Raw genomic sequence first — 22,037 nt, 5'->3', positions numbered from 1 at the left:
TTAAGGGATGACTCATGTTTTTTATTGAAGGAGATAGAACTACCTATCCTTCCAACTCATTGACTAGAGCTACATATTGTGCTTCTGCATCAGAAGTAGAAGTACCTTCTATTTTTTTCCATGCATCCCATTTTGCATTTCCTTTGAAATCAAAACCGCCGGGACGTTCTGTATTAACATCTCCAACTGAAGCCTGCTTAAATAAAGCATACAGTTGTAAAAGGTGATCATTTGATGGTTTCGCTGGTAATTGATTTACTCGTTCTTGTGCGTCTTTAAATGCTTCTGAAGCCATAGGTGTATTTATTGATTTATCTAAAAAAATTAACTTACTCTAGTCCACAATTCTGTTCTTCCAAAGAGTTTAATACCTACGTACCCTCTCATTTTTAGAACATTTGGACCACTATTTTGAATACTTCCGCTATATGTTTTTCCTGAGTCAGGATCATAAACAGACCCATCTTCCCATTGCCCCTTCCCTTTATAATCAAAGTCTGAAAGCATTATCATTCCATCAAGAAAACGCTCTCTTAAACTAGCGTCAGGGTTTAATTTATCAATTCTCGGACCTCCATCCTCTTCTTTATCTCTTTCCATCCACACAATAGATCCTTGTGCTTTTCCATTATCATCAATTGATATTTCAACATGGGCGTCTTTTAAGCCAGTTAACCAGACTCCTTCTATTTGGTGTATTTGATTATCGCTCATTTATGCAATTAGATTATTGAATTAAGAAAATGATTATTCACTTTAAATTTAGCAATAAAAAATAGGGTACATAATAATGTACCCTATTTTCTTATAAAAAAACTAAATTTTTATCTATTAATATAGAATTCTGAATTTAATTGTATCCTCAATTGCTTTCATATCTTCTAATAATTCTGGCTGATATGATTGATCGATATCCGTTATCACATAGCCAATTTCTTCATTCGTTTTTAAATATTGACCTAAGATATTACAACCATGTTTTGCAAACACATTGTTCATTTGTGCTAAAATACCTGATTTATTTTTATGGATATGTAATAATCTATGTCCATTTTCTAACCTTGGCAATTGAACATTCGGGAAGTTTACACTATTAAATGAACTTCCTGTATTTACATATTCAATCATTTTACCAGGAACAAAATCAGCAATATTTTCTTGAGCTTCAAGAGTTGACCCACCAATATGAGGTGTTAATATCAAGTTATCTATATTACTCAATGGAGCATCAAAAGTATCATTATTATTTTTTGGCTCAACAGGGAATACATCAATTGCAGCTCCTGATAGGTGCCCATTTTCTAAGGCTATTTGTAAAGCATCCAACTCAACAACAGGTCCACGAGCTAAATTGACTAAAATTGCCCCTTTCTTCATTTTGTTGATATGTTCAGCAGTAAAATAGTTCTTATTACTAGCTCTTCCATCAACATGTAAAGAAACAACATCACAAGTAGCTAACAGTTCATCTAAAGAAGAAAGTTTTGTTGCATTACCAAGTGCCAATTTTTCAACAACATCATAGTAATACACATCCATTCCTAACATTTCTGCAAGAATAGATAATTGCGATCCGATATTACCATAACCAATAATACCTAGTTTTTTTCCTCTAATTTCAAAACTTCCATTTGCAGATTTACTCCACTCCTTTCTATCCATCTGACGCATTCTTTTTGGGATTTGACGCATCAACAAGATGATCTCACCAATTGCCATTTCCACAACAGAACGTGTATTACTAAAAGGTGCATTAAATACTGACACACCGTGATCTGTACATGCTTTTAAATCAATTTGATTTGTACCAATACAAAATGCCCCTACAAGCATTAAACGATCAGCAGCTTCTACAACTTTTCTTGTTAACATCGTTTTAGAACGAATACCAAGAATGTGAACACCTTTTATCTTCTCACAAAGTTCGTCTTCATCAAGAGCTCCTCCAAGTAATTCAACTTGGTAACCCTCTTGCTCTAACTTTAACTTTGCATCTTGATGTACATTTTCTAAGAGCAATACCTTGATCTTACTTTTTGGAAATGAAGTTGCCATAGGATGTTTAATTGAATGTAGTATTTCTTCAAAGCTATTAGCCTCCACATCTGCTTTAGCCAACACCTTTTCTCTTTTTATATTTTCTGTAAAAGCAAAGAAAGTTTTCGCCAATCCTGCCTCTCTAATTTCGTAGTCTGTATACCCGTCACCGATAACAAAAACATCGCCTTCTAAAGCTAATTCTTTCATCAGTTTTACTTTCCCTTTATGTTCGGAAAGTGGGTTCGATGCATCAAATCCAGTAACTTGATCTTTATCGTTGTAAGTGAATGTATTGGCATAAATATTTTCTTCTTTAATGCCAAAATCTTTAACTACCGGAGTAATAAAATCTTTAAATCCACTCGACACAATTAAAACATTATCTGTTTCTTTAGTGAAAAAAGATCTGTTTCTTTTTACTGATTCAGAAACAAGAAGTTTAAGTTCACCTGATAATTGTTCAACATCTTTTTTTGTAGCATCTAATAATGCTAAACGCTGTTCCAAAGCCTCTCTAAAAGACAGCTCTCCAGCCATTGCTTGATCTGTTAGATCTTTGATTTTCTCACCTACTTCTACCTTTTTATCAGTCCCCTCATATAAGATATCACTTAAAATATCTAATGCTTCAACTTTAGTAAAAGTACTATCAAAATCAATTACAAAAAATCTCTTGTCTGCCATGTTTATCTGTCTTTAGTTACAATCGCAACTCAAAAGTATTATATAATCATGACTTTTGAATAATTTTTAATGATTTATTGTGATTTTCATAAAAAAAAGCTTGTTTATTCGCTTATTTTCATAAAAACATTGAGTAAACAATATTATCTAATCACTCAATAATTCTTCTCTTACTTTTTTAGGTAATTTAGAAAAAACCAAATCATAAGAATGGTCTAAAGCCTCATACATTTGATCATCAGAAAAATCACTATATACAGATATTGTATTCCAATGTTTCTTATTCATATGAAAACCCGGTTTTACTGCTGCGTACCTTTCTCTTAAATCAATTGCTTTTTCAGGGTCACATTTTACATTAAAACTTTGGAAATCGTCAATATTTGTGAGTGCAAATACCTTCCCTTTCACCTTAAAAACTAACACTGATTCATCAAACGGAAATCCTTCTGTCACTCCTTTTTTATTTAAACAGTATCTTCTGTAATCTTCAATATTCATGATTCTAAATTATTTCTTTATAATTCATCTAAATATGCACAATGTTACTATCTAATTTTTAATTTAATAGATCAAAAACTTTTTTAAGAAAATTTCACACACCAAATTCGTGTTTAACATTACAATCAAATTTTTTAAACAATTCGCCTAAGTTGAAGTTCTAAAGGAAACTCAACAAATATTACCATGAAGCAATTACTTTCATTTTTTAGTATTTTCATTTTATCACTGTCTTGTGTTTTTGCACAAAATGGTATAATTAGAGGAAGTGTAACCGAACTTCCAAAAAATAATCCAGTTCCTTATGCAACTGTTGTCATTCAAGGCACATCTATTGGTGCAACTACTGACGAGAACGGTAAGTACGAAATAAAAAACATTAAACCAGGTCTTTACAATTTAGTAGTAAACTATGTTGGTTATGGTCCTGACTCAAGAGAGGTAGAAGTTACAAACGCCCGCCCAGCAATGATTAATTTCTCTTTAGTTCCTTCAACAGAAGAGTTAAATGAAGTAGAAGTTATAGCAAATGGTTTCTATAAATCTGATGAAAGTCCTGTATCTGTACAAAGAATTGGTGTGACAGAAGTTAAAAGAGCACCTGGAGCAAATAGGGATATTTCAAGAGTATTCAGATCACTACCCGGTGTTGCATCGACGGCATCTTTTAGAAATGATATTTTAATTCGCGGTGGTGCTCCAAATGAAAATCGTTTTTATCTTGATGGGATAGAAATTCCAAATATTAATCACTTTGCAACTCAAGGAGCATCTGGTGGTCCGGTCGGAATGCTTAATGTGGACTTTATTAAAGACGTTGAATTTTTCTCTGGGGCATTTCCTGCCGGAAGAGGTAACGCACTAAGTTCTGTAATGGAATTTACTCAAAAAGACGGAAGAACAGACGAGCACACAACAAATATTATATTAGGTACTTCTGATGTAGGAATTACTTTCGAAGGACCTGTATCTGAGAAATCATCATTAATCGTATCTGCAAGACAATCTTATCTTAAAGCTTTGTTTAGTGTTTTAGGTCTTCCTTTCTTACCAACATACAATGACTTCCAATTAAAGTATAAGTACAAATTTAATCAAAGAAACCAGCTATCAATTATTGGTTTAGGAGCAATTGATCAATTTGCATTGGCTGATTCGCCAGGCGAGCCAACTGATGAAGATTATGAACAAAATGTATATATACTAAATAACACCCCTGAACAAGAACAATGGAATTACACTGTTGGAGCAAAGTATGAACATTTTAGAGATAACTCTACTTTTACATTTGTGGCATCAAGAAACATGCTCAACAACAAACAGTACAAGTACCCTGAGAATGACACTTCTCAACCAAAAATTTACGATTATAATTCACAAGAAGCTGAAAATAAACTTCGTTTAGAGGGTGTCTCATTTACCAATTCAGGATTTACATTTTCATATGGTGTTAATTACGAATATGCGATGTACACCAATAAAACCAATCAAACTTTATATGACTACTCTTCTGGACAACTCGAAACAATTAACTTCACCTCAGACTTAGGCTTAAACAAATGGGGTGGTTTTGCTACAGTAAGTAAAAAAATTGCACAAGATAAGGTAACACTATCAGTAGGTGCTAGATTAGACGCAAACGATTATTCTGAATCTATGAAAAATCTACTAGATCAATTTTCTCCAAGATTCTCTGCTTCTTACCAATTTACTCCACGATGGAGTTTAAACTTTAATACCGGCATTTATTACCAATTACCTACATACACTACTTTAGGTTATAAAGAGAATGATGAGTTTGTTAATAAAGAAAATGGTTTACTCTACATCAGAAACAAACAATTAGTTGGTGGTTTGGAATATAAAATTCCTGAGAAAAACTTACGATTCACAGTAGAAGGTTTCCAAAAAATATATGATCAATATCCTTACTCAATCAATAACGAAATTTCACTTGCAAATTTAGGTGCTGATTTTGGTGTTATTGGTAGTGAAGAAGTAACAAGTACATCAAAAGGTAGATCTCAAGGTGTAGAATTTATGGCTCAACAAAAATTCTTTAATGGTTTCTATGGTATTTTAGCCTATACTTATGTAAGGTCTGAATTTACGAATGCTAATCCTAATGAATATGCTCCATCATCTTGGGACAGTCAAAATATTGTTAGTTTAACAGCAGGAAAGAAATTAGGTAAAAATTGGGAAATTGGCGGACGATGGCTTTTTGCTGGAGGGACTCCTTATACCCCTTACGATGTAGATGCTTCTATGGACCGTCAAGTTTGGGATGCTGAAAGAAGAGGAATTAAAGATTACTCACAAGTAAATACTTTAAGATTGGATGCTTCACATCAACTTGATTTGCGAGTTGACAAATACTATTACTTTAACAAATGGAGTTTGAATGTGTATTTTGATATTCAAAATGCATATGGGTATTCACCAAAAGGAGAACCAATTTTAACTACTGAATTAAATGCAGACGGAAGTCCAATGGTTGATCCGAATGACCCATCTAAGTATGTACCAAAATATATTGAAACTACAAATGGTATTGTGCAACCATCAATTGGAATCATTGTAGAATTATAATATTCACAAAAAATTGACAATTAACCCTCGTTTCTTTTAAAATTAAGAGCGAGGGTTTGTTTTTTATTTATTTCTGCCATTAATTTGTATCAACATACCATTTACCTCAATGAAGATGTAAATGTTTATAAAGAAGAGGCGAGAGACTAGGCTCATTGACCCTCTAGCAACCTTCAAGAAATTGAAAAGGTGCTACATCCTAGCCTAAGTTATTAGGAAATATAAACGATAGTAAGATAACAACTTCATAAGAGAACATCTATCTACATATCACTTTTATATAAACTAGTTTTTTAGGCTTTAAATAAAGTTGTAAAGAAGTATTAGTTCTTCATGACTTAATTATTTTGAGTATAATCTAAAACGTCTAATAAGGATGCAAGAGCATTTATTTACATATAATAAAAAGTATACGTTAGAATTAGGTGAACAACTTAATGGTTTCGAACTTTCTTACCGAACTCTTGGAAGTATAAATGAAGATGCTTCTAATATTATTTGGGTTTGCCATGCTTTAACTGGAAACGCCGATGTTGCAGATTGGTGGTCTGGTTTATTTGGCAACAAAGCTATCTTCAACCCTGATGAGCATTTTATTATTTGTGTAAATGTAATTGGCTCTTGTTATGGTTCTACAGGACCGTTATCTATCAATCCTGATACAAACCAACCTTATTATAGTACATTCCCTAATATCACTATTCGGGATATGGTTGGAACATTAGAAATTTTAAGAAAAGAACTAAATATAAATAAGATCAACACCCTTATAGGAGGTTCTTTAGGTGGGCAACAAGCATTAGAATGGGCTATACAACAACCCGATCTAATGGAAAACCTAATAATTTGTGCAACAAATGCTTCTCATTCTCCTTGGGGAATTGCGTTTAATGAGACACAAAGAATGGCAATAGAAGCTGATCCAACTTGGGGAGATGAAAGTCCAAATGCTGGTGACCGAGGTCTTAAAGCTGCTAGAGCCATTGCAATGTTATCTTATAGAAATTACAGCACATACGAAGCAACTCAGTCAGAAGAAAACAATAATTCTACTGATAATTTCAAAGCATCTACATATCAACAATACCAAGGTCAGAAACTCCTAAATAGATTTAATGCCTATTCTTATTGGGCCCTTTCTAAAGCAATGGATTCTCATAATTTAGGTAGAAACCGAACTTCAATAGAAGATTCTCTACAAAAAATTGAAGCGTATACGCAAGTTATTGGTATATCTAGTGATGTGCTTTTCCCTGTCTCGGAACAGAGATATATCACATCTCATATCAAAAATGTAACTTATGAAGAAATTTCCTCTTTATATGGACACGATGGCTTTCTAGTTGAAACTCACAAGATTGCAGCAGCAATTAGAGCATTCTTTAAACAAAAAAAGAAAAAGAAGATTTCTACCTCTATTTAGGCATACAATTTGCAAACGTTATATTAATCACAATCACTTCTGGGATTGTTTTAACTTTTAATTGGCAAATATCTACGATGAAAAATATTAAACGAAGATTTTTATCTATTGCAGCGTTAGGAACGCTAAGTCTATTTGTTTTCTCTTGTGCAGGCGGAGATAGTGCCAGCCAGAGCTACTACAAAAAAGAAAGAAAGAAATACGAAATTATGGATATGCATTCTGACTGTCCTCAGTTAGTTAACTCTAGAAGATAATTTCCTCTTATGATATAAGTAATCCTTTTCTCGAATCTATAAGAGAAAAGGATTTTTTCATATAAGTCCTTTCATATTAATGATTTTTTTTAGGACTCTTTTTTATCAATACTAATCAGGTGCCATACGTATGCAACGTGACATTGAAATTGCTGAATTAAGAAAACTCACAACATTTATAGACGATAATTTTGATTATGACTTCAAGAACTATGCAATGTCATCTTTCACTAGAAGAGTCAAGAGAGTTATCGAATTATATAAGTTTTCTTCTGTTGATATTCTAATCAAAAAGTTCAAAAGCAACCCTAGTTTCTTTCAAGAATTTGTATCTGAAATTACTGTAAATGTTACAGAAATGTTCAGAGACCCTACTTTTTGGAAATCACTTCATGATGATATTATTCCAGAAGTAATGAACGAGCACAAAAAGATTAGTATATGGCATGCAGGTTGTTCTTCTGGCGAAGAAGTAGTATCAATGTGTATAATGCTTGAAGAACTTGGTTATTTATCACAAGCAACTATTGTAGCAACTGATATTGATAAATCTATAATAAGTAAAGCTAAAAAAGCACGCTTCACAGAGAAAAACATGACGCTTAATCAACAAAATTATGAACGTTATGGGGGAACAAAAAGCATTTACGATTACTTCATCAAAGAAGATAATTACTATTATATTAAACCTGAATTAATTGACAGAGTCTCATTTAGAGTTCAAGACCTAGTTAAAGGAAACCCCTTTTCTAAGTTTGATCTTATTTTATGTAGAAATGTGATGATTTATTTTAATCAGACATTACAGAATGAGGTACTAAAAAAATTACACAATAGTCTTTTCAAATATGGTAATCTTGCTATTGGGTCCAAAGAATCTTTGATCTGGTGCGATATAGCCAATAAATTCGTTGTTGTAAATAACGAAGAAAAGATTTATAAGAAAATTAAAGACTAACCACTGATTATGCAAAGCAATTTCTTTGACACTAAATATAAAGGCATAGTCATTGGTGGATCAGCAGGTAGTTTTAAACCTATCACAGAATTATTAGCGGAGTTACCAGAAGACTTCCCTATTCCAATCTTTCTTTGTCTTCATAGACTTAAACATGTTCGACATGGATTTATAGAGGCTTTATCTATCAGAAGTAAAAAGCCTATATATGAACCTCAAGATAAAGAGTCTATAAGACCAGGAATGGTTTATCTAGCTCCTTCTAATTATCATATGTGTATAGAATTAGGTAATTCTATTTCTTTATCTACTGAAGATCTTGTTAACAATTCAAGACCTGCAATAGATCTTACTTTTATGAGTGCTGCCTATACTTATAAAGAAAAGTTAATTGGCATCCTTTATTCTGGAGCAAATAAAGATGGTGCTATTGGTATGAAATCAATTAAAGACAAAGGTGGGGTTACTATTATTCAAGATCCTGACGAAAGCATGATGAACACTATGCCATTGTCTGCAAAAAACTGCACAGAGATAGATTTATGCCTAGAATCGAAAAAAATTAAAAATTTTCTACTCGATTTATACAAGGCTTACCAAAAATGAACGTTAATACATTGACTCTTGTGAGATTTTTTTCAAGCAAACTATTATAGTATTTTGAAAACAGCACAAAAAAGAACAAATATTAGAGATAAAGCGATACACACGGTGTACAGAAAACCGGCAATTATTTTTGCAGGCCTTGGCATCTTTGTATTCACATTAATCTTGATTTTAGAGAATCAATATCCAAACATTCTCTCTCTTGTAGGTATTCTTGATACCAAAGAATTTAATAGAGACGCTTATATACAAACACTTCAATACATAGACTTAATGTTTATTATTGGAATGATTTATTTATATGCAAAAAACTCTAAAACTTTTAACCTCACGTTAGGAATTGTATTTCTTCTCCTATCCTTTCATGCCATTTCTGAGATTTATGAATTGCCAATTAAGATTCTTAATCATTTAGAAATTTCTGATGATAAAATCATTGTTCAAGTTAAGGAAGTAAGTAGTACTACGTTCTATACTGTCGGGTTCACTTTTGCAGTGCTCGTCTTTCTACTTTTCAGATTAATATCTGATTTAATGCAAGATCCTGAAGATCAAATTATCTATGTACCAAAATATTTCTCTAAAGACAATCAAAATCACGAAAGTGAATTAAGAGACTCTTTTGATGAACGTGCATCTTTAATTAAAAAGAATATTCAATCCGCTATCATCAATATAGGAGATGAGGATAAAGAGCAAAAGCTCTTAAATGCCATTTGTAAAGAATTCCAAGTTTCTACTGGAATTTATTACAAATCTATGAATGTTGATGGTAAAGATATGATTCAGTATTCGAAAGGATTTTCTTTCTATCTTCCCGATTCTAAAATGCTTATGTTTGAATTTGGTGAAGGACTTCCAGGACAAGTAGCCAAAACAAGAACTTCTATTATTTCTAATGCAATACCAGATAACTACATTCGAGTTGTATCTGGCTTAGGTGATAGTTCTCCAAAATCATTAATGATATCTCCAATCTTGGATGCTGATCAAAATCTTCTTGGAGTAGTAGAACTTTCTTCGTTCAAAACATTCACTCCAGAAGACAGAGAAATTTTAGATAAAGTAACCGTTTGGTTTACTGAAAATTAATAAATTTATCTAGTGAAGTAAATATATATATATGCTTTTTCAAGATTTAAAGATACGTACTAAGATTACGATAATCATGCTACTTGTTGTAACAATAACAGTAGTTGCGATTAGTTCACTTTCTTATTTTCAAACAGAAGATTCTGTTGAAAGAAGATACTCTGAAACATTTGATGTAATTAGTACATTAAAGGCAGAACAAATAGATCAGAAGTTCAAATACATTGAACAGAACTTGAAATACATGGCAAAATCTGCTTTAATTGTTAGTAACGCTACCAAATTAAAGTTACTTTTTCAGTCTAAATCAAGATCATATAAAGATTCTACTTATTATGCTATAAAAAGAACTCTTGATAATGAGTTATTCCCTAAACAAATTGTAAATGGGTACTCAAATATCATCTTAACAGACAATAAAGGCAATGTACTTTACACGAGTTATACATTCCCTGCATCTGTTATTGTTGGTGATAGAAACAAGAAGTTTGAAAAAATCATTAAAAAAGCAAAAACAAAAACTTACTTCTCTGAGCCATTTAATACTGAAAAAGGTGCACATGTTTATGTAGTTTCTCCTAGAATGAAATCTAGATATGGAGAAATTGGTCATGTAATCATATTATATAGCTTACAAAAAAACATTTATCCAATTGTTGAAAATAGAACGGGACTTGGTGACACTGGTGAAATTCTACTTTCAAGAATTTCAGATAATCAATCCAATAATGTAACAATCATCTCACCTTTAAAAGGAAGTCCAAATTTACTTACAGAAGTAATTAGTTTAGGAGACCCTTCTAATATTGCAATACAAAAAGCGGCAAAAGGCGACTCTAAAGATTTTGGTTACGACATTGATTGGCGAGGAAAGAAAACTATTTCCTATTGGAATTACATCCCTACCACTAATTGGGGTTTAGTAGTAAAAATTGATTATGATGAAATTAAAAGTGGGTTAAATGGCTTAATTTTAACATTTGTCTATACTGCAATAATCATTATTCTGATCTCGATGTTAATTGCTGTAATTTTCTCTAAGTTTTTAACAAGCCCGATTATTACACTGAAAAACCGATTAAACTTTATTGCAAAAGGTATTTTACCACATGAGGTAACTGCTGAAATCCATAAAGATGAAATAGGCGAGATGTCATTTGCTGTTCAAGAAGTAGTAAACGGTATGAAAAGGACTGCGAACTTTTCTGAACAAATTGGTGAAGGAAATTATGATGCCACCTATTCTTCTCTTAGTGATGATGATACTCTTGGTAATGCTTTGATCTCTATGAGAGACAGTATTCAAAGAGCCGAGAAAAGAGATTACGAAAGAAATTGGATTATTACAGGTGAAGCTGAAATTGGTCAAATTCTTCGAAACAATAACGACATTAGTACTTTAGGTGATGAAGTTGTTGCTTTTACAACTGAAAAAATAAATGCTGTTCAAGGTGCATTTTATGTTGTTGAAGGTGTTACTGATGAACTACCTATAAATGAACAAATAATTCATTTAGTTAGTACTTACGCATACAATAAGAAACGTTTCTTACAAAATAAATTCAAGTTTGCAGAAGGCCTAGTTGGTCAAGCCGCTATTGAAATGGAAATGATTCTAAGAACTGAAGTACCAAATAGTTATTTATCAATCACATCTGGATTAATGGGTGAGAAAAAACCTGATTCAATCTTGATAATGCCATTAATTGCAAATGATAAAGTTTATGGTATTCTTGAGTTCGCTTCTTTAGAAGCATTCTCTCCTATGAAACTCGATTTTGTTAAAGAAATCTCGCATATCATAGCAAGAACAATCTTTAATATTAAGATCAATGAAAGAACAATTAAGCTATTAAAAGAATCTCAACAAATGAGTTCTGAGCTTTCAGTTCAACAAGAAATTCTACGTCAGAATGCTGAAGAGATGGAGTCTACTCAAGAAGAACTCCAACGTACAAACACACGCCTTGAGGAACAAGTTGAGGAAGTAAAACACTCACAAGATAGATTACAATCTTTACTTGAAAATGCATCAGAAGTTATTACTATTTTTAATAGTGATGGCAAAATAAAATTTGTCAGTCCTTCTTCGAAACACATTTTAGGCTATAAGCCAACTGACTTGATTGGCTCTTCTTACTTAGAACACTTACATAAAGACAGCGTTGAAGTAGTAAAAGAGTTTATCAACAAATTAGTTACATCAGAAAATAAGGATACAATAAGTACAGAGTACCGTTATAAACTACAAGACGGTAGATATATTTGGCTAGAAGCAACGGGTATTAACCTTACTAATGAGCCATCTATTGAAGGTATTGTACTTAATGCTCAAGATATAACAGAGAGAAGAAGAGCAGAAACTGAGAGAAGAATGAGAACGCAAATGCAAGCGTTGTCAGAAAACTCTTTAGATCTTATTCAAAGACTTAACAGTGAAGGATTAATCTTCTACACTAACCCAATAATTACAGATTTAACTGGATTATCTTCAGACCTCTTCTTAAATCAAAAAATTGAGGATACAGCATTACCACAACATATTATAGATGAGTGGAAAAACATGCTAGTTGAAGTTTCATCTACATCAGAAAAAACAACTAAGGAAGTTGAATTCCCTACTAGCACTGGAAACAGGTTTATGACTGTAACAGCAATTCCAGAGTTTAATGAATCTGATGAATTTGAAAGTGCATTATTTGTATCACATGATATTACTGAACGTAAAAAAGCTGAGTTAGAAATCTTATTGAAAAACAAAAAGATTACTGAAAGTATTAATTACGCTAAGAGAATTCAAGGTGCAATTATACCAGATACCGAAATAATTAAACGTGATTTACCAGATAGCTTTATTTTCTATAAACCTAAAGATGTAGTAAGTGGAGATTTCCCTTGGTATTTCAAAAAAGGTGATGATATTTATATTGCTGCTGTAGATTGTACAGGACATGGTGTTCCAGGTGCTTTAATCTCGCTTATTGGTTACTTTATTCTTAATGACATTGTTCAGAATAATGATAACATTACTCCAGGTGAAGTTTTAGACTTATTACATCAAGGAGTATCTAAAACACTTAGACAAGATTCTAATAGTAGTACTAGAGACGGTATGGATATCGCATTAGCCAAAATTAATCTATCAACTAAAGAGATAGAATATGCTGGTGCTCATCGCCCTCTTTATTTATTTAAGACAAAAGAAAACGACTTTATTCAGGTAAAAGGAAGTAAATTCCCTGTAGGTGGAGAATACAAAACTAGAACAAATTTTGCTACTCATCATTTACAACTTGAAGAAGGAGATGAAATTTACATGTTCTCAGATGGCTATCCAGATCAATTTGGAGGTGAAGAGAACCGTAAATTCGGTGCAAAAAGAATACGTGAATTAATTACAAATACTGAACATTCGTCTATGGAAGAAATTGCTCAAACATTTAATGACACATTTATGTCATGGAAAGGCAATTCTAAGCAGACTGATGACGTTATTATGATAGGCATACGATTTTAAGCTAATAAATACTTGTTAGTTTGATATGTTTATTTATATTTGATAATCTTTTTTTTACATCTTGCTATTTTAATAGAGTAAAGATATTAATACAGTGTCTTTGACTATACACTGATTAAATTATTTGTTCGGACATATGAAATACATCTACGAACTTCACAGGACAATGCTTGATAAAGATCTTATCCTTATTTATGAAGGAGAGATCACGCAGGACATTACCAAATCTGTTTTATCCATGGCCGAAAGGAATATGGATTCATATGGAGAACAATCAAAGATCAAGAGAAAGGTCTTTAATGTTATGGTAGAATGTTTGCAAAATATCAGTAAATATGCTGTCCCGATGGAACCAACTTCTGATAAAAAGAACAGCGCCGTATTTATGATCGGTAAAGAAGATGATTCTTATTTTATCACATCGGGAAACCCAATACTTTCTAAAAATGTAAAAGACATTGCTGACAGATTAGAAAGAATTAACGACCTTGATAAAGACGGTCTTAAAAATTTATATAAAGACATTATCAAAAATGGCAAGATCTCTGCTAAAGGTGGTGCAGGTCTTGGTTTTATTGATATGGCACGAAAATCTGGCGAAAAACTTCGTTTTGATTTCGAACCCATCAATGATGAGTTCACATTTTTTTCTCTTAAAACGACAATTCCAAGGAAACTAAAATAACAATACATGAAAGTCCTTAATCTAGCCGGCACGGAGGATACACCAAAAGTCATCTTGGACAAAGACAACGAATTGTTTGAGATTTCAGGTAGATCACTTCCTGAAGATTCCGCAGAATTCTTTGCTCCTATTTTAAATTGGATCGACGCTTATTCTGAAGAAGCATTATCGAGTACAAAGTTTTTATTTAAACTTGAGTATTTCAATACAGCCTCATCAAAACTTATTTTAGATGTATTATCTAAATTAGAAGAAATCGAAGGAGTAACTGTAGTATGGTATTATCATGAAGATGATGAAGACATGCAAGAAGCAGGTGAAGAATTCGAAGAATTAGTCGAATTAGAATTTGAATTCGAAACGTACTAAAATTAGTTAGTACCATTAAAAAACACTTGATTATTCGACTTAATCAAGTGTTTTTTTTATTTATCTCAAGAAAAAACTTCTTGAAATACAATATTTCCCCAAACTACTGCATTAAATAAATGTATACTTTTTGCTAAGTATATATTTTTTAATAAAGATTTGAATTTCCGTAGTAGACACGGTAATCTATGAGTGAAGAAATACTAAAAGCACTGACGCAATTATTTGCAATTATATCTACTCAAGACGAAGGTTTAACTTCTGTAGAGAGAGACTTTGTTATCAAGTTCCTTAATCAAGAACTTGAAAAGCGATCAGTCGAAGAATATATCCAGCTTTACGACCAGCTTATCCAAGATGAAGAAGATCGTATTGCTAAGAGAAAAGCGAAAGCGGCAAAGAAAAGAGCTGCGAAAGGAGAATCAGCAGAAACTGACAAGGCTTTAACTGATGCTGTCTCTGTACGTAACTCAGTTCGTACATTATCACTTTGTAGAAAGATTAACAAAACACTAGATCAAAAGCAAAAAACCATTGTAATGGTAAAACTTTTGGAACTAGTTTCTTCAGATAAATCATTCACACCTCAACGAATGGATATTATCCATACGGTTGCTGATGTATTTAATATCCCTTCTGCTGAGTATAAATTATTAGAGAGATTTATCATCGAAACGCATTCTTCTAAAATCGACAATGAGGATATCCTTATTTTCGATGATGAAATGCCTCCTGAAGGAAGTAAAATTAAATTTATTGACTCAGGTTTACTTGATGGTGAAATTATCTTTATTCGCTTAAAAAGTGTTGCTTTATACTTCACTAAATATACAGGTAAAGACACAATTTATTTAAATGGTCAACCTGTTGCTGCTAATACAATTCACCTCTTTTCTCCTGGTAGTATTTTTAAAACACCTAAAGGTGCTCCTTTATACTACAGTGATCTAGTAAACAAATACAACTCTGATGAAATTAATGGTAATATTTCTTTCATTGTAGAAAATCTAGAATACAAGTTCCCTAATGGAGGTATTGGTCTTAGAGATATAAATTTTGGTGAAAACTCAGGTCAGCTAATCGGTATTATGGGTGCTTCTGGTGCTGGTAAAACTACACTCTTAAATGTTTTAGCAGGCTTAGAAACTCCTTCTGGAGGTGAAGTAAGAATTAATGGATACAATATCCATAAAGAAAAAGATAAAATTGAAGGCGTCATTGGATATATAGCTCAAGACGACCTTCTAATTGAAGAACTTACAGTATTCCAAAACTTATTCTACAATGCTAAACTCTGTTTTAAAGACATGAGTGAGGAAGAGTTAACGAATAAAGTTACTGAAGTTCTTGAAAGTCTAGGACTTGATAGAATTGCTCATTTAGTTGTGGGTAATGTTCTTAATAAGAAAATATCAGGAGGACAAAGAAAAAGACTAAACATTGCATTAGAATTAATCCGTGAACCTGCAGTAATGTTTGTTGATGAACCAACATCTGGTTTATCGTCACGTGACTCAGAAAATGTAATCGATTTATTAAAAGAACTTTCTTTAAAAGGAAAATTAATCTTTGTTGTTATACATCAGCCTTCGTCAGACATTTACAAAATGTTTGATAAAATGTGGCTACTCGATACTGGTGGGTATCCTGTTTTCTATGGTAACCCAATCGAAGCAATTACACACTTTAAGAGTGCTGCTGGACAAGTTGATAGTGATCAAGGACAATGTAATACTTGTGGTAATGTTAACCCTGAACAACTCTTCAATATTATTGAAGCACAAGTAGTAGATGAATACGGTGAGTTTACAAATAAGAGAAAAGCTACACCTGAAGATTGGTATAGAGTTTACACTGAAACTTTTGAGAAACCAGATGTAGAAGAGGTTCATGTAGACCCTCCGAAAACATTAAGAATACCATCTAAACTAAAACAGACTGCAATTTTTACAGTCCGTGATTTCTTGTCTAAATTCAGTAATAAACAATACCTTCTAATTAACTTATTAGAAGCTCCATTCTTAGCATTATTATTATCTTGGATAATATATTACATCAAAGATGGCGATACTGAATACCTATTTAGACATAATGAAAATGTACCTGCTTATATCCTAATTGCAATTTTAGTTGCTTTATTTATGGGTATGACTGTGAGTGCTGAAGAGATCATTAAAGATAGAAAAATAAAGAAAAGAGAATCCTTCTTGAACTTAAGTAGATCTAGTTACTTGTTTTCTAAACTGATTATTCTCTTTGGTTTTTCAGCTGTTCAAACGGCAACTTTTGTATTAATAGGTAACACAATTCTTGAAATACCAGACCTTTCATTCGCTTATTGGCTAGTTCTATTTACAGTTTCTTGCCATGCAAACATGATTGGTTTAAATATATCATCAGCATTTAACTCTGCAATAACTGTTTACATATTGATCCCTATTCTTTTGATTCCTCAAATGATATTGAGTGGATTAATATTTGATTTTTCTAAATTAAATAATACGATTAGTCAACATGGTAAAACTCCATTAATTGCAGATGTAATGACATCTAGATGGGCATATGAAGCATTATCTGTTGAGCAATATAAAAACAACAGATATGAAAAGCCATTCTTTGATATTGACATGAAATTGAGTCAAAGTAATTACAAAAGTGCTTATTGGGAACCTAAAATGGAAGAGATTTTATATGATGTACAATTAAATAGTAAAAACACTAATGATAGTACAGCTAAAATATTAAAATCAGATATTCTTACTTTAACAAATGAAATTAATTCAGATTTATTCTTTACAACTCATTCTGATAAAAAAGAATTAGCTTTAGATTATTTATCTGATGGTAAAGTATCTTCTAATGAAGGAAATAAACTTAGAAAGATTTTCTACGAATCTTCAATTTTCTACAATGACATTTTAATTAAAGCAGAAGAAGAGCGTGATACTAAGATATATAAGATGAAAAAAGAGCTAGGCGATAAGTTTGATCTTTCAAAATCTAAAAATCTTTACTATAACAATCAACTTGAAACTTTTGTGAAAAACAAAAATGTTTTAAACAGAACTGTGGTTGATCATAATAGAATTATACAATTAATTGACCCTATTTTCTTCATTAAGGAGAATACTTCTGGTCCTCTTGATTATAGAACTCACCTTTTTGCACCTGAAAAGAAAGTATTTGGCACATATATTGACACATTTACATTTAATGTGCTTATGATCTGGCTTATGTCATTGATTTTATACTTCACTCTTTATTTTGAACTCCTCAAAAAGCTCATTGAAGGTGTTGAAGTATTATTTTCAAGAATAATGTCAAAAGAAGCATAAAAGTTTAAATCTAATTGTAGTTATTTAAGCAACTATAGAAAAATAGATATTAGAAAACCAAAGAAAGATGAAGACCAAATATCTAAATACACTGGCAGCATCAGTGCTACTTGCATCATCTGTATCAATGGCTAGTGAATTGCCTAAAGATAAAGTTAAATCAAGTACTGAAGAAGCCCAGCCTACAAAAGTAACACAAGAAGTGTTACCTGTTACTGAGGTGTTGGAATCTATTCCATCCCCATTAGAAATATCTGTATTAATCAAAGAAAACGGAACAATATACAATAAAGGTGATATGAATGCACCAGATGCTGTTTCGAGATACAATACAACTTTTCAAAAGGCAATTAACCTCGGTATATATGGTACCGATTTAGGGTTTGCAAACATCTACGGAAAAAATCAAGATGCAATTACTTACCTTAACTCAGTTAGAGACCTAGCTGATGGTTTAGGAATCGGAGCATTTTTTGATTACGAAACAATTAAAGAATTAGCTGAGAGTTCAAACAGATTGGATGAATTGATCCAACAAACGACTCTTAACTTTGAAAAAATAAATAATAATTTAAGAGAAAGAAAGCGAGAAAACGTAAGTGTTCTTATTCTTGCTGGAGGATGGATTGAAGCTGTTTACTTAACTACAGTAGTAAATAGCAGAGAACCTAATGACCTTCTTAAAGATAAAATTGGTGATCAGAAAATTGTATTAGATCAATTATTATTAGTTTTAGACATCTACAAGTCTAGTGCTGGTTTTGAAGATTTAATAAATGATTTAACTGCACTTCAAGAAGTATATGACGAAATCGAAATTGAGGTTATCGTAGGAGAGCCTACAATGGAAGAGATCGACGGTGTACTTGTTGTAACAGATGGCACTAGAAGTGTTGTTCATGTAACTGACAGTGATATTCAAAAGATCACAAGTTTATTAAAATCTATTCGTAACAAGGTTATTAAATAATAGCTCATTCTTCTACAGAATAAAAAAATACTTAGAACGATGAAAAAAATATTCTTAGCATTCTCACTAATGTTTGCTCTATTCACTCTTAACGAAGCAAACGCTCAATGTAACGCAGAACTTTATGTTACAAAGAGTATGAAAGAGTTAAATCCAGGATTCCAATTCTCTAAGAGTTACAGAATCGATGGTCGTAACGGTACACGTCGTAAAATTGAATATACTTGTGTATTAGCAAAAGATACTAGCTACCAAATTACTATTTCTGGTAAAGACGGTGGAGCTCAAGGCTTAATCAGTACTTTATATGACGCTAAAAGACGTAGAATTATTTCTAGTTTCTATAACAATAGATTCTTAGGCACTTGGACTTACAAATGTACTTCAACTGGTATTTATTACTTAAGTTTTACATTTAAAGATTCTAAGAGCTACTGTGGTGCAGCAGTTCTTGGCTTTAAGAGATAAACAGCAAAATATTACTTAAAAAGGGTCGGAGTATTTAACTTCTACCCTTTTTTTGTGTCAAAACTATAAAAAATCAATAGTTTTGTAGGATAACTTTTAAGAAAAGTAATATTTCAAGGATTAACATTAAGGTGCGATTATATGGACTTATTGTCATTAAGAAATCAGATAGATGCTATAGATAACCAAGTACTTCGTCTTTTAAACGAAAGAATGAATATCGTAAAGCAAGTTGGGGAATTAAAAAAACATGAGAAATCTGTTATTTATAGACCTGAAAGAGAAAAAGCTATCATAGATAGACTAACATCTCTTTCTACTGATGATAGCGGTACTTTAAATCACTCTGCAGTAGAAGCTATATTTCTTGAAATATTTGCAGTAAGTAGAAATATTGAGCTTCCAGAAAAAGTTGCATTCTTAGGCCCTGAAGGAAGTTATACACATCAAGCTGCTGAAAATCGTTTTGGTGCTATGAGTGAGTATATCCCGCTTAAAACTATCAAATCAGTTTTTGATAATGTAGAAACTGAACGCGTTCGTTTTGGTGTTGTTCCTATTGAAAATAACCAAGAGGGTACTGTAGCAGAAACTATTGATCAGTTATGTTATAGAAATGTCAAAATAGTAGCTGAGTTACCATTATCTGTTAACTTCACTTTGGCATCTAACATGGATGACCCTGCTAAAATCACTAAGATTTATTCTAAAGATATTGCTTTTAGACAATGTCGTAATTTTATAGAAGATTATTTTGGTGATGACATAAAACTCATCCAAGTTGCTTCTACATCAAAGGCTGCAAAATTAGCTCTAGAAGAAGAAGGTGCTGCTGCAATTTGTTCTCAGATAGCTGCAAAACTTTACAAACTACCTATCCTTTACAATAACATAGAGGACAGCCAAGATAATACTACACGTTTCTTAATACTGGCAAAAGATGTTGTAAACCAGAAATCTGGTAATGATAAAACATCTGTTTTAGCAAAAATTGGTGATACTCCGGGAGATTTGGCAAACTTCTTGGAAGAATTCAGACAACGAGACATCAACCTTACAAAAATTGAAAGCAGACCAGCCAAAATTAAAGATAATTTTAAGTACTGGTTCTTAATAGATTTCGATGGTCACTTTGAAGAAAGTAAGGTTCAAGAGATAATTCGAGTATACCCTGACACAATTACTTTCTTAGGAAGTTATGTAAAAATGGTTTAGATAGAATAATTTACATTTTTATACGTTGTTTAGGTAGATGTCAATTTGACCTAATAAAATTAGAATGAAACAACATTTTTTAATCATCACATTTCTGTGTGCCATTTTTTCTTTTTCAGCTAAAGCTGAAAAGATGCCTCTACCTGTAAAAACTTATTCAAGTTTTATTAAAGTTCTAGGTGGAGGTAAATATGATATTGGTGTATCTATAGTAAAAGCACATGATAACGGTTACGTTATTGCTGGTAGATCTGTAGGAACAAGCGGTAACATGGACATGAGTTTATGGAAAGTTGATGACAATGGAAATATAAAATGGAATTATAAATTTGGAGATTCCGAAACTGAAGAGGTTTACGATATCATTCAAACAAAAGATGGTGGTTACATAACTGTTGGTAGCTCTGATTCTTATGGTTTAAGTGTGGATCTAAAAGATACCTGGGTAGTGAAAATATCTGCACAAGGTAAATTAGTTTGGAGACAAACTTATGGTGACGAGAACTCTATTGAAGAAGGAACTTGCATATCTGAAACTGAAGACGGTGGTTTTATTATTGGTGGTAAAATTATTTCTTTAACTCAAGAAGACCCTAGCGGTGATGCTTTTGTATTAAAAGTAGATAGTAAAGGAGTACAAGAGTGGAGAAAAACATATGGAGGTGCTAAAAATGATGAAGCTGTTGGTATTTTACCTGTAAACGGAGGTTATACTGTTATTGGTAACACTGAATCATCAGGAAAAGGAAAATGGGATGTTTGGATGTTTAACATTGATCTTGAAGGCACTACAAAATGGGAAAGAACCTATGGAGGTGGTGACACAGAAAAGGCCAATGAATTTGTACAGACTGAAGATGGAGGATTTGTTTTTGTAGGCTATTCTTACACTTTTGCTGAGGCAAGTTTAGATTGTTGGGTAGTAAAAACTGACAAAGAAGGACAACAAATGTGGCATAAATCTTTTGGTGGTTTAAGTTATGATGAAGGAAACGGAATTACTGCTACTAAAGATGGTGGTTTTGCTATAACAGGCTATACAGAAGTCTGGGTTCCTGACGAATATGGTGATAACACCAGCTTAGAGGGCTTTAATACTTTACTTATTAAAATTGACAGTAAAGGACAAAAACAATGGGAAAAATCTATTGGTGGTGTTAAAGAGCAAAGAGGAAACAGTTTGCTTGAAGCCAAAAATGGTGACTTTATTATTGTAGGCTCTAAACAAACAAGTGATCAAAATAACTTTGGAGTGCTATTGATTCGTACTAATTCTAACGGTTCAATATAAAATTTTAAGACACTGAACTTTAATAAACTTTATA

The 22,037-nt window shown here is 32.2% G+C and carries 17 protein-coding genes and 1 riboswitch; of the genes, 13 read left to right on the top strand and 4 right to left on the bottom strand.

The features are described 5' to 3' along the window. Positions 1-43: 43 nt before the first annotated feature. The 4 genes from KM029_RS00395 to KM029_RS00380 all read right to left on the bottom strand — a co-directional run bounded on the left by KM029_RS00395 (position 44) and on the right by KM029_RS00380 (position 3,225). A complete protein-coding gene (locus tag KM029_RS00395) occupies positions 44-295 on the bottom strand; it encodes an acyl-CoA-binding protein (protein ID WP_144074825.1) in 252 nt (83 codons plus the stop codon). Positions 296-324: 29 nt separating this feature from the next. Then, positions 325-714, bottom strand: a complete 390-nt coding sequence (locus KM029_RS00390; RefSeq protein ID WP_144074824.1) for a DUF2147 domain-containing protein — start codon at positions 712-714, stop codon at positions 325-327. A gap of 117 nt (positions 715-831) precedes the next feature. Then, a complete protein-coding gene (gene serA, locus KM029_RS00385) occupies positions 832-2,724 on the bottom strand; it encodes a phosphoglycerate dehydrogenase (protein ID WP_144074823.1) in 1,893 nt (630 codons plus the stop codon). 147 nt (positions 2,725-2,871) lie between these two features. Continuing rightward, positions 2,872-3,225: an MmcQ/YjbR family DNA-binding protein gene (locus KM029_RS00380; RefSeq protein ID WP_144074822.1), complete on the bottom strand. Its 354-nt coding sequence runs from the start codon at positions 3,223-3,225 to the stop codon at positions 2,872-2,874. A 186-nt stretch (positions 3,226-3,411) separates the two neighbouring features. On the opposite strand from KM029_RS00380, the gene KM029_RS00375 reads away from it, so the two are divergent. From KM029_RS00375 to KM029_RS00315, 13 genes are all read left to right on the top strand, one after another. Then, entirely contained in the window at positions 3,412-5,817 is a 2,406-nt protein-coding gene (locus KM029_RS00375) for a TonB-dependent receptor (protein ID WP_144074821.1), read from the top strand. A 122-nt stretch (positions 5,818-5,939) separates the two neighbouring features. Beyond that, positions 5,940-6,045, top strand: a riboswitch (SAM riboswitch). A gap of 148 nt (positions 6,046-6,193) precedes the next feature. Next, a complete protein-coding gene (locus KM029_RS00370; protein WP_144074820.1) occupies positions 6,194-7,240 on the top strand; it encodes a homoserine O-acetyltransferase family protein in 1,047 nt (348 codons plus the stop codon). 387 nt (positions 7,241-7,627) lie between these two features. Then, positions 7,628-8,455, top strand: coding sequence for a CheR family methyltransferase (locus tag KM029_RS00365; RefSeq protein WP_144074818.1), 828 nt, complete (start codon positions 7,628-7,630; stop codon positions 8,453-8,455). 9 nt (positions 8,456-8,464) lie between these two features. Then, positions 8,465-9,061: a chemotaxis protein CheB gene (locus tag KM029_RS00360; RefSeq protein ID WP_144074817.1), complete on the top strand. Its 597-nt coding sequence runs from the start codon at positions 8,465-8,467 to the stop codon at positions 9,059-9,061. 54 nt (positions 9,062-9,115) lie between these two features. Further along, positions 9,116-10,153, top strand: coding sequence for a GAF domain-containing protein (locus KM029_RS00355; protein WP_144074816.1), 1,038 nt, complete (start codon positions 9,116-9,118; stop codon positions 10,151-10,153). Positions 10,154-10,229: 76 nt separating this feature from the next. Continuing rightward, positions 10,230-13,670 (top strand): PAS domain S-box protein, encoded by a 3,441-nt coding sequence (locus tag KM029_RS00350; protein ID WP_240050318.1) that lies wholly within the window; start codon positions 10,230-10,232, stop codon positions 13,668-13,670. A 136-nt stretch (positions 13,671-13,806) separates the two neighbouring features. Then, the gene (locus KM029_RS00345) at positions 13,807-14,355 is read left to right on the top strand and encodes a SiaB family protein kinase (protein WP_144075729.1); all 549 of its coding nucleotides are present in this window, start codon (positions 13,807-13,809) and stop codon (positions 14,353-14,355) included. A 6-nt stretch (positions 14,356-14,361) separates the two neighbouring features. Further along, positions 14,362-14,724, top strand: a complete 363-nt coding sequence (locus KM029_RS00340) for a DUF1987 domain-containing protein (protein ID WP_144074814.1) — start codon at positions 14,362-14,364, stop codon at positions 14,722-14,724. A gap of 188 nt (positions 14,725-14,912) precedes the next feature. Beyond that, a complete protein-coding gene (locus KM029_RS00335) occupies positions 14,913-18,059 on the top strand; it encodes an ATP-binding cassette domain-containing protein (protein ID WP_144074813.1) in 3,147 nt (1,048 codons plus the stop codon). 67 nt (positions 18,060-18,126) lie between these two features. Then, on the top strand, positions 18,127-19,029 hold the full coding sequence (locus KM029_RS00330; RefSeq protein ID WP_144074812.1) for a hypothetical protein: 903 nt from the start codon (positions 18,127-18,129) through the stop codon (positions 19,027-19,029). 39 nt (positions 19,030-19,068) lie between these two features. After that, positions 19,069-19,497, top strand: coding sequence for a hypothetical protein (locus KM029_RS00325; protein WP_126614238.1), 429 nt, complete (start codon positions 19,069-19,071; stop codon positions 19,495-19,497). A 141-nt stretch (positions 19,498-19,638) separates the two neighbouring features. Further along, entirely contained in the window at positions 19,639-20,712 is a 1,074-nt protein-coding gene (pheA, locus tag KM029_RS00320; protein WP_144074811.1) for a prephenate dehydratase, read from the top strand. Positions 20,713-20,776: 64 nt separating this feature from the next. Beyond that, positions 20,777-22,003, top strand: a complete 1,227-nt coding sequence (locus KM029_RS00315) for a hypothetical protein (RefSeq protein ID WP_144074810.1) — start codon at positions 20,777-20,779, stop codon at positions 22,001-22,003. Positions 22,004-22,037: the final 34 nt, after the last annotated feature.

Origin of the sequence: Flammeovirga kamogawensis, from assembly GCF_018736065.1 — a bacterium.
Lineage (GTDB): Bacteria > Bacteroidota > Bacteroidia > Cytophagales > Flammeovirgaceae > Flammeovirga > Flammeovirga kamogawensis.
This window is presented reverse-complemented; position numbering and strand designations above follow the sequence as displayed.

What these genes read in the sequence shown, in the direction of transcription:
- KM029_RS00395 (WP_144074825.1), bottom strand. Translation starts at nt 295, where the DNA reads ATGGCTTCAGAAGCATTTAAAGACGCACAAGAACGAGTAAATCAATTA.
- KM029_RS00390 (WP_144074824.1), bottom strand. Translation starts at nt 714, where the DNA reads ATGAGCGATAATCAAATACACCAAATAGAAGGAGTCTGGTTAACTGGC.
- serA (WP_144074823.1), bottom strand. Translation starts at nt 2,724, where the DNA reads ATGGCAGACAAGAGATTTTTTGTAATTGATTTTGATAGTACTTTTACT.
- KM029_RS00380 (WP_144074822.1), bottom strand. Translation starts at nt 3,225, where the DNA reads ATGAATATTGAAGATTACAGAAGATACTGTTTAAATAAAAAAGGAGTG.
- KM029_RS00375 (WP_144074821.1), top strand. Translation starts at nt 3,412, where the DNA reads ATGAAGCAATTACTTTCATTTTTTAGTATTTTCATTTTATCACTGTCT.
- KM029_RS00370 (WP_144074820.1), top strand. Translation starts at nt 6,194, where the DNA reads ATGCAAGAGCATTTATTTACATATAATAAAAAGTATACGTTAGAATTA.
- KM029_RS00365 (WP_144074818.1), top strand. Translation starts at nt 7,628, where the DNA reads ATGCAACGTGACATTGAAATTGCTGAATTAAGAAAACTCACAACATTT.
- KM029_RS00360 (WP_144074817.1), top strand. Translation starts at nt 8,465, where the DNA reads ATGCAAAGCAATTTCTTTGACACTAAATATAAAGGCATAGTCATTGGT.
- KM029_RS00350 (WP_240050318.1), top strand. Translation starts at nt 10,230, where the DNA reads ATGCTACTTGTTGTAACAATAACAGTAGTTGCGATTAGTTCACTTTCT.
- KM029_RS00345 (WP_144075729.1), top strand. Translation starts at nt 13,807, where the DNA reads ATGAAATACATCTACGAACTTCACAGGACAATGCTTGATAAAGATCTT.
- KM029_RS00340 (WP_144074814.1), top strand. Translation starts at nt 14,362, where the DNA reads ATGAAAGTCCTTAATCTAGCCGGCACGGAGGATACACCAAAAGTCATC.
- KM029_RS00335 (WP_144074813.1), top strand. Translation starts at nt 14,913, where the DNA reads ATGAGTGAAGAAATACTAAAAGCACTGACGCAATTATTTGCAATTATA.
- KM029_RS00330 (WP_144074812.1), top strand. Translation starts at nt 18,127, where the DNA reads ATGAAGACCAAATATCTAAATACACTGGCAGCATCAGTGCTACTTGCA.
- KM029_RS00325 (WP_126614238.1), top strand. Translation starts at nt 19,069, where the DNA reads ATGAAAAAAATATTCTTAGCATTCTCACTAATGTTTGCTCTATTCACT.
- pheA (WP_144074811.1), top strand. Translation starts at nt 19,639, where the DNA reads ATGGACTTATTGTCATTAAGAAATCAGATAGATGCTATAGATAACCAA.
- KM029_RS00315 (WP_144074810.1), top strand. Translation starts at nt 20,777, where the DNA reads ATGAAACAACATTTTTTAATCATCACATTTCTGTGTGCCATTTTTTCT.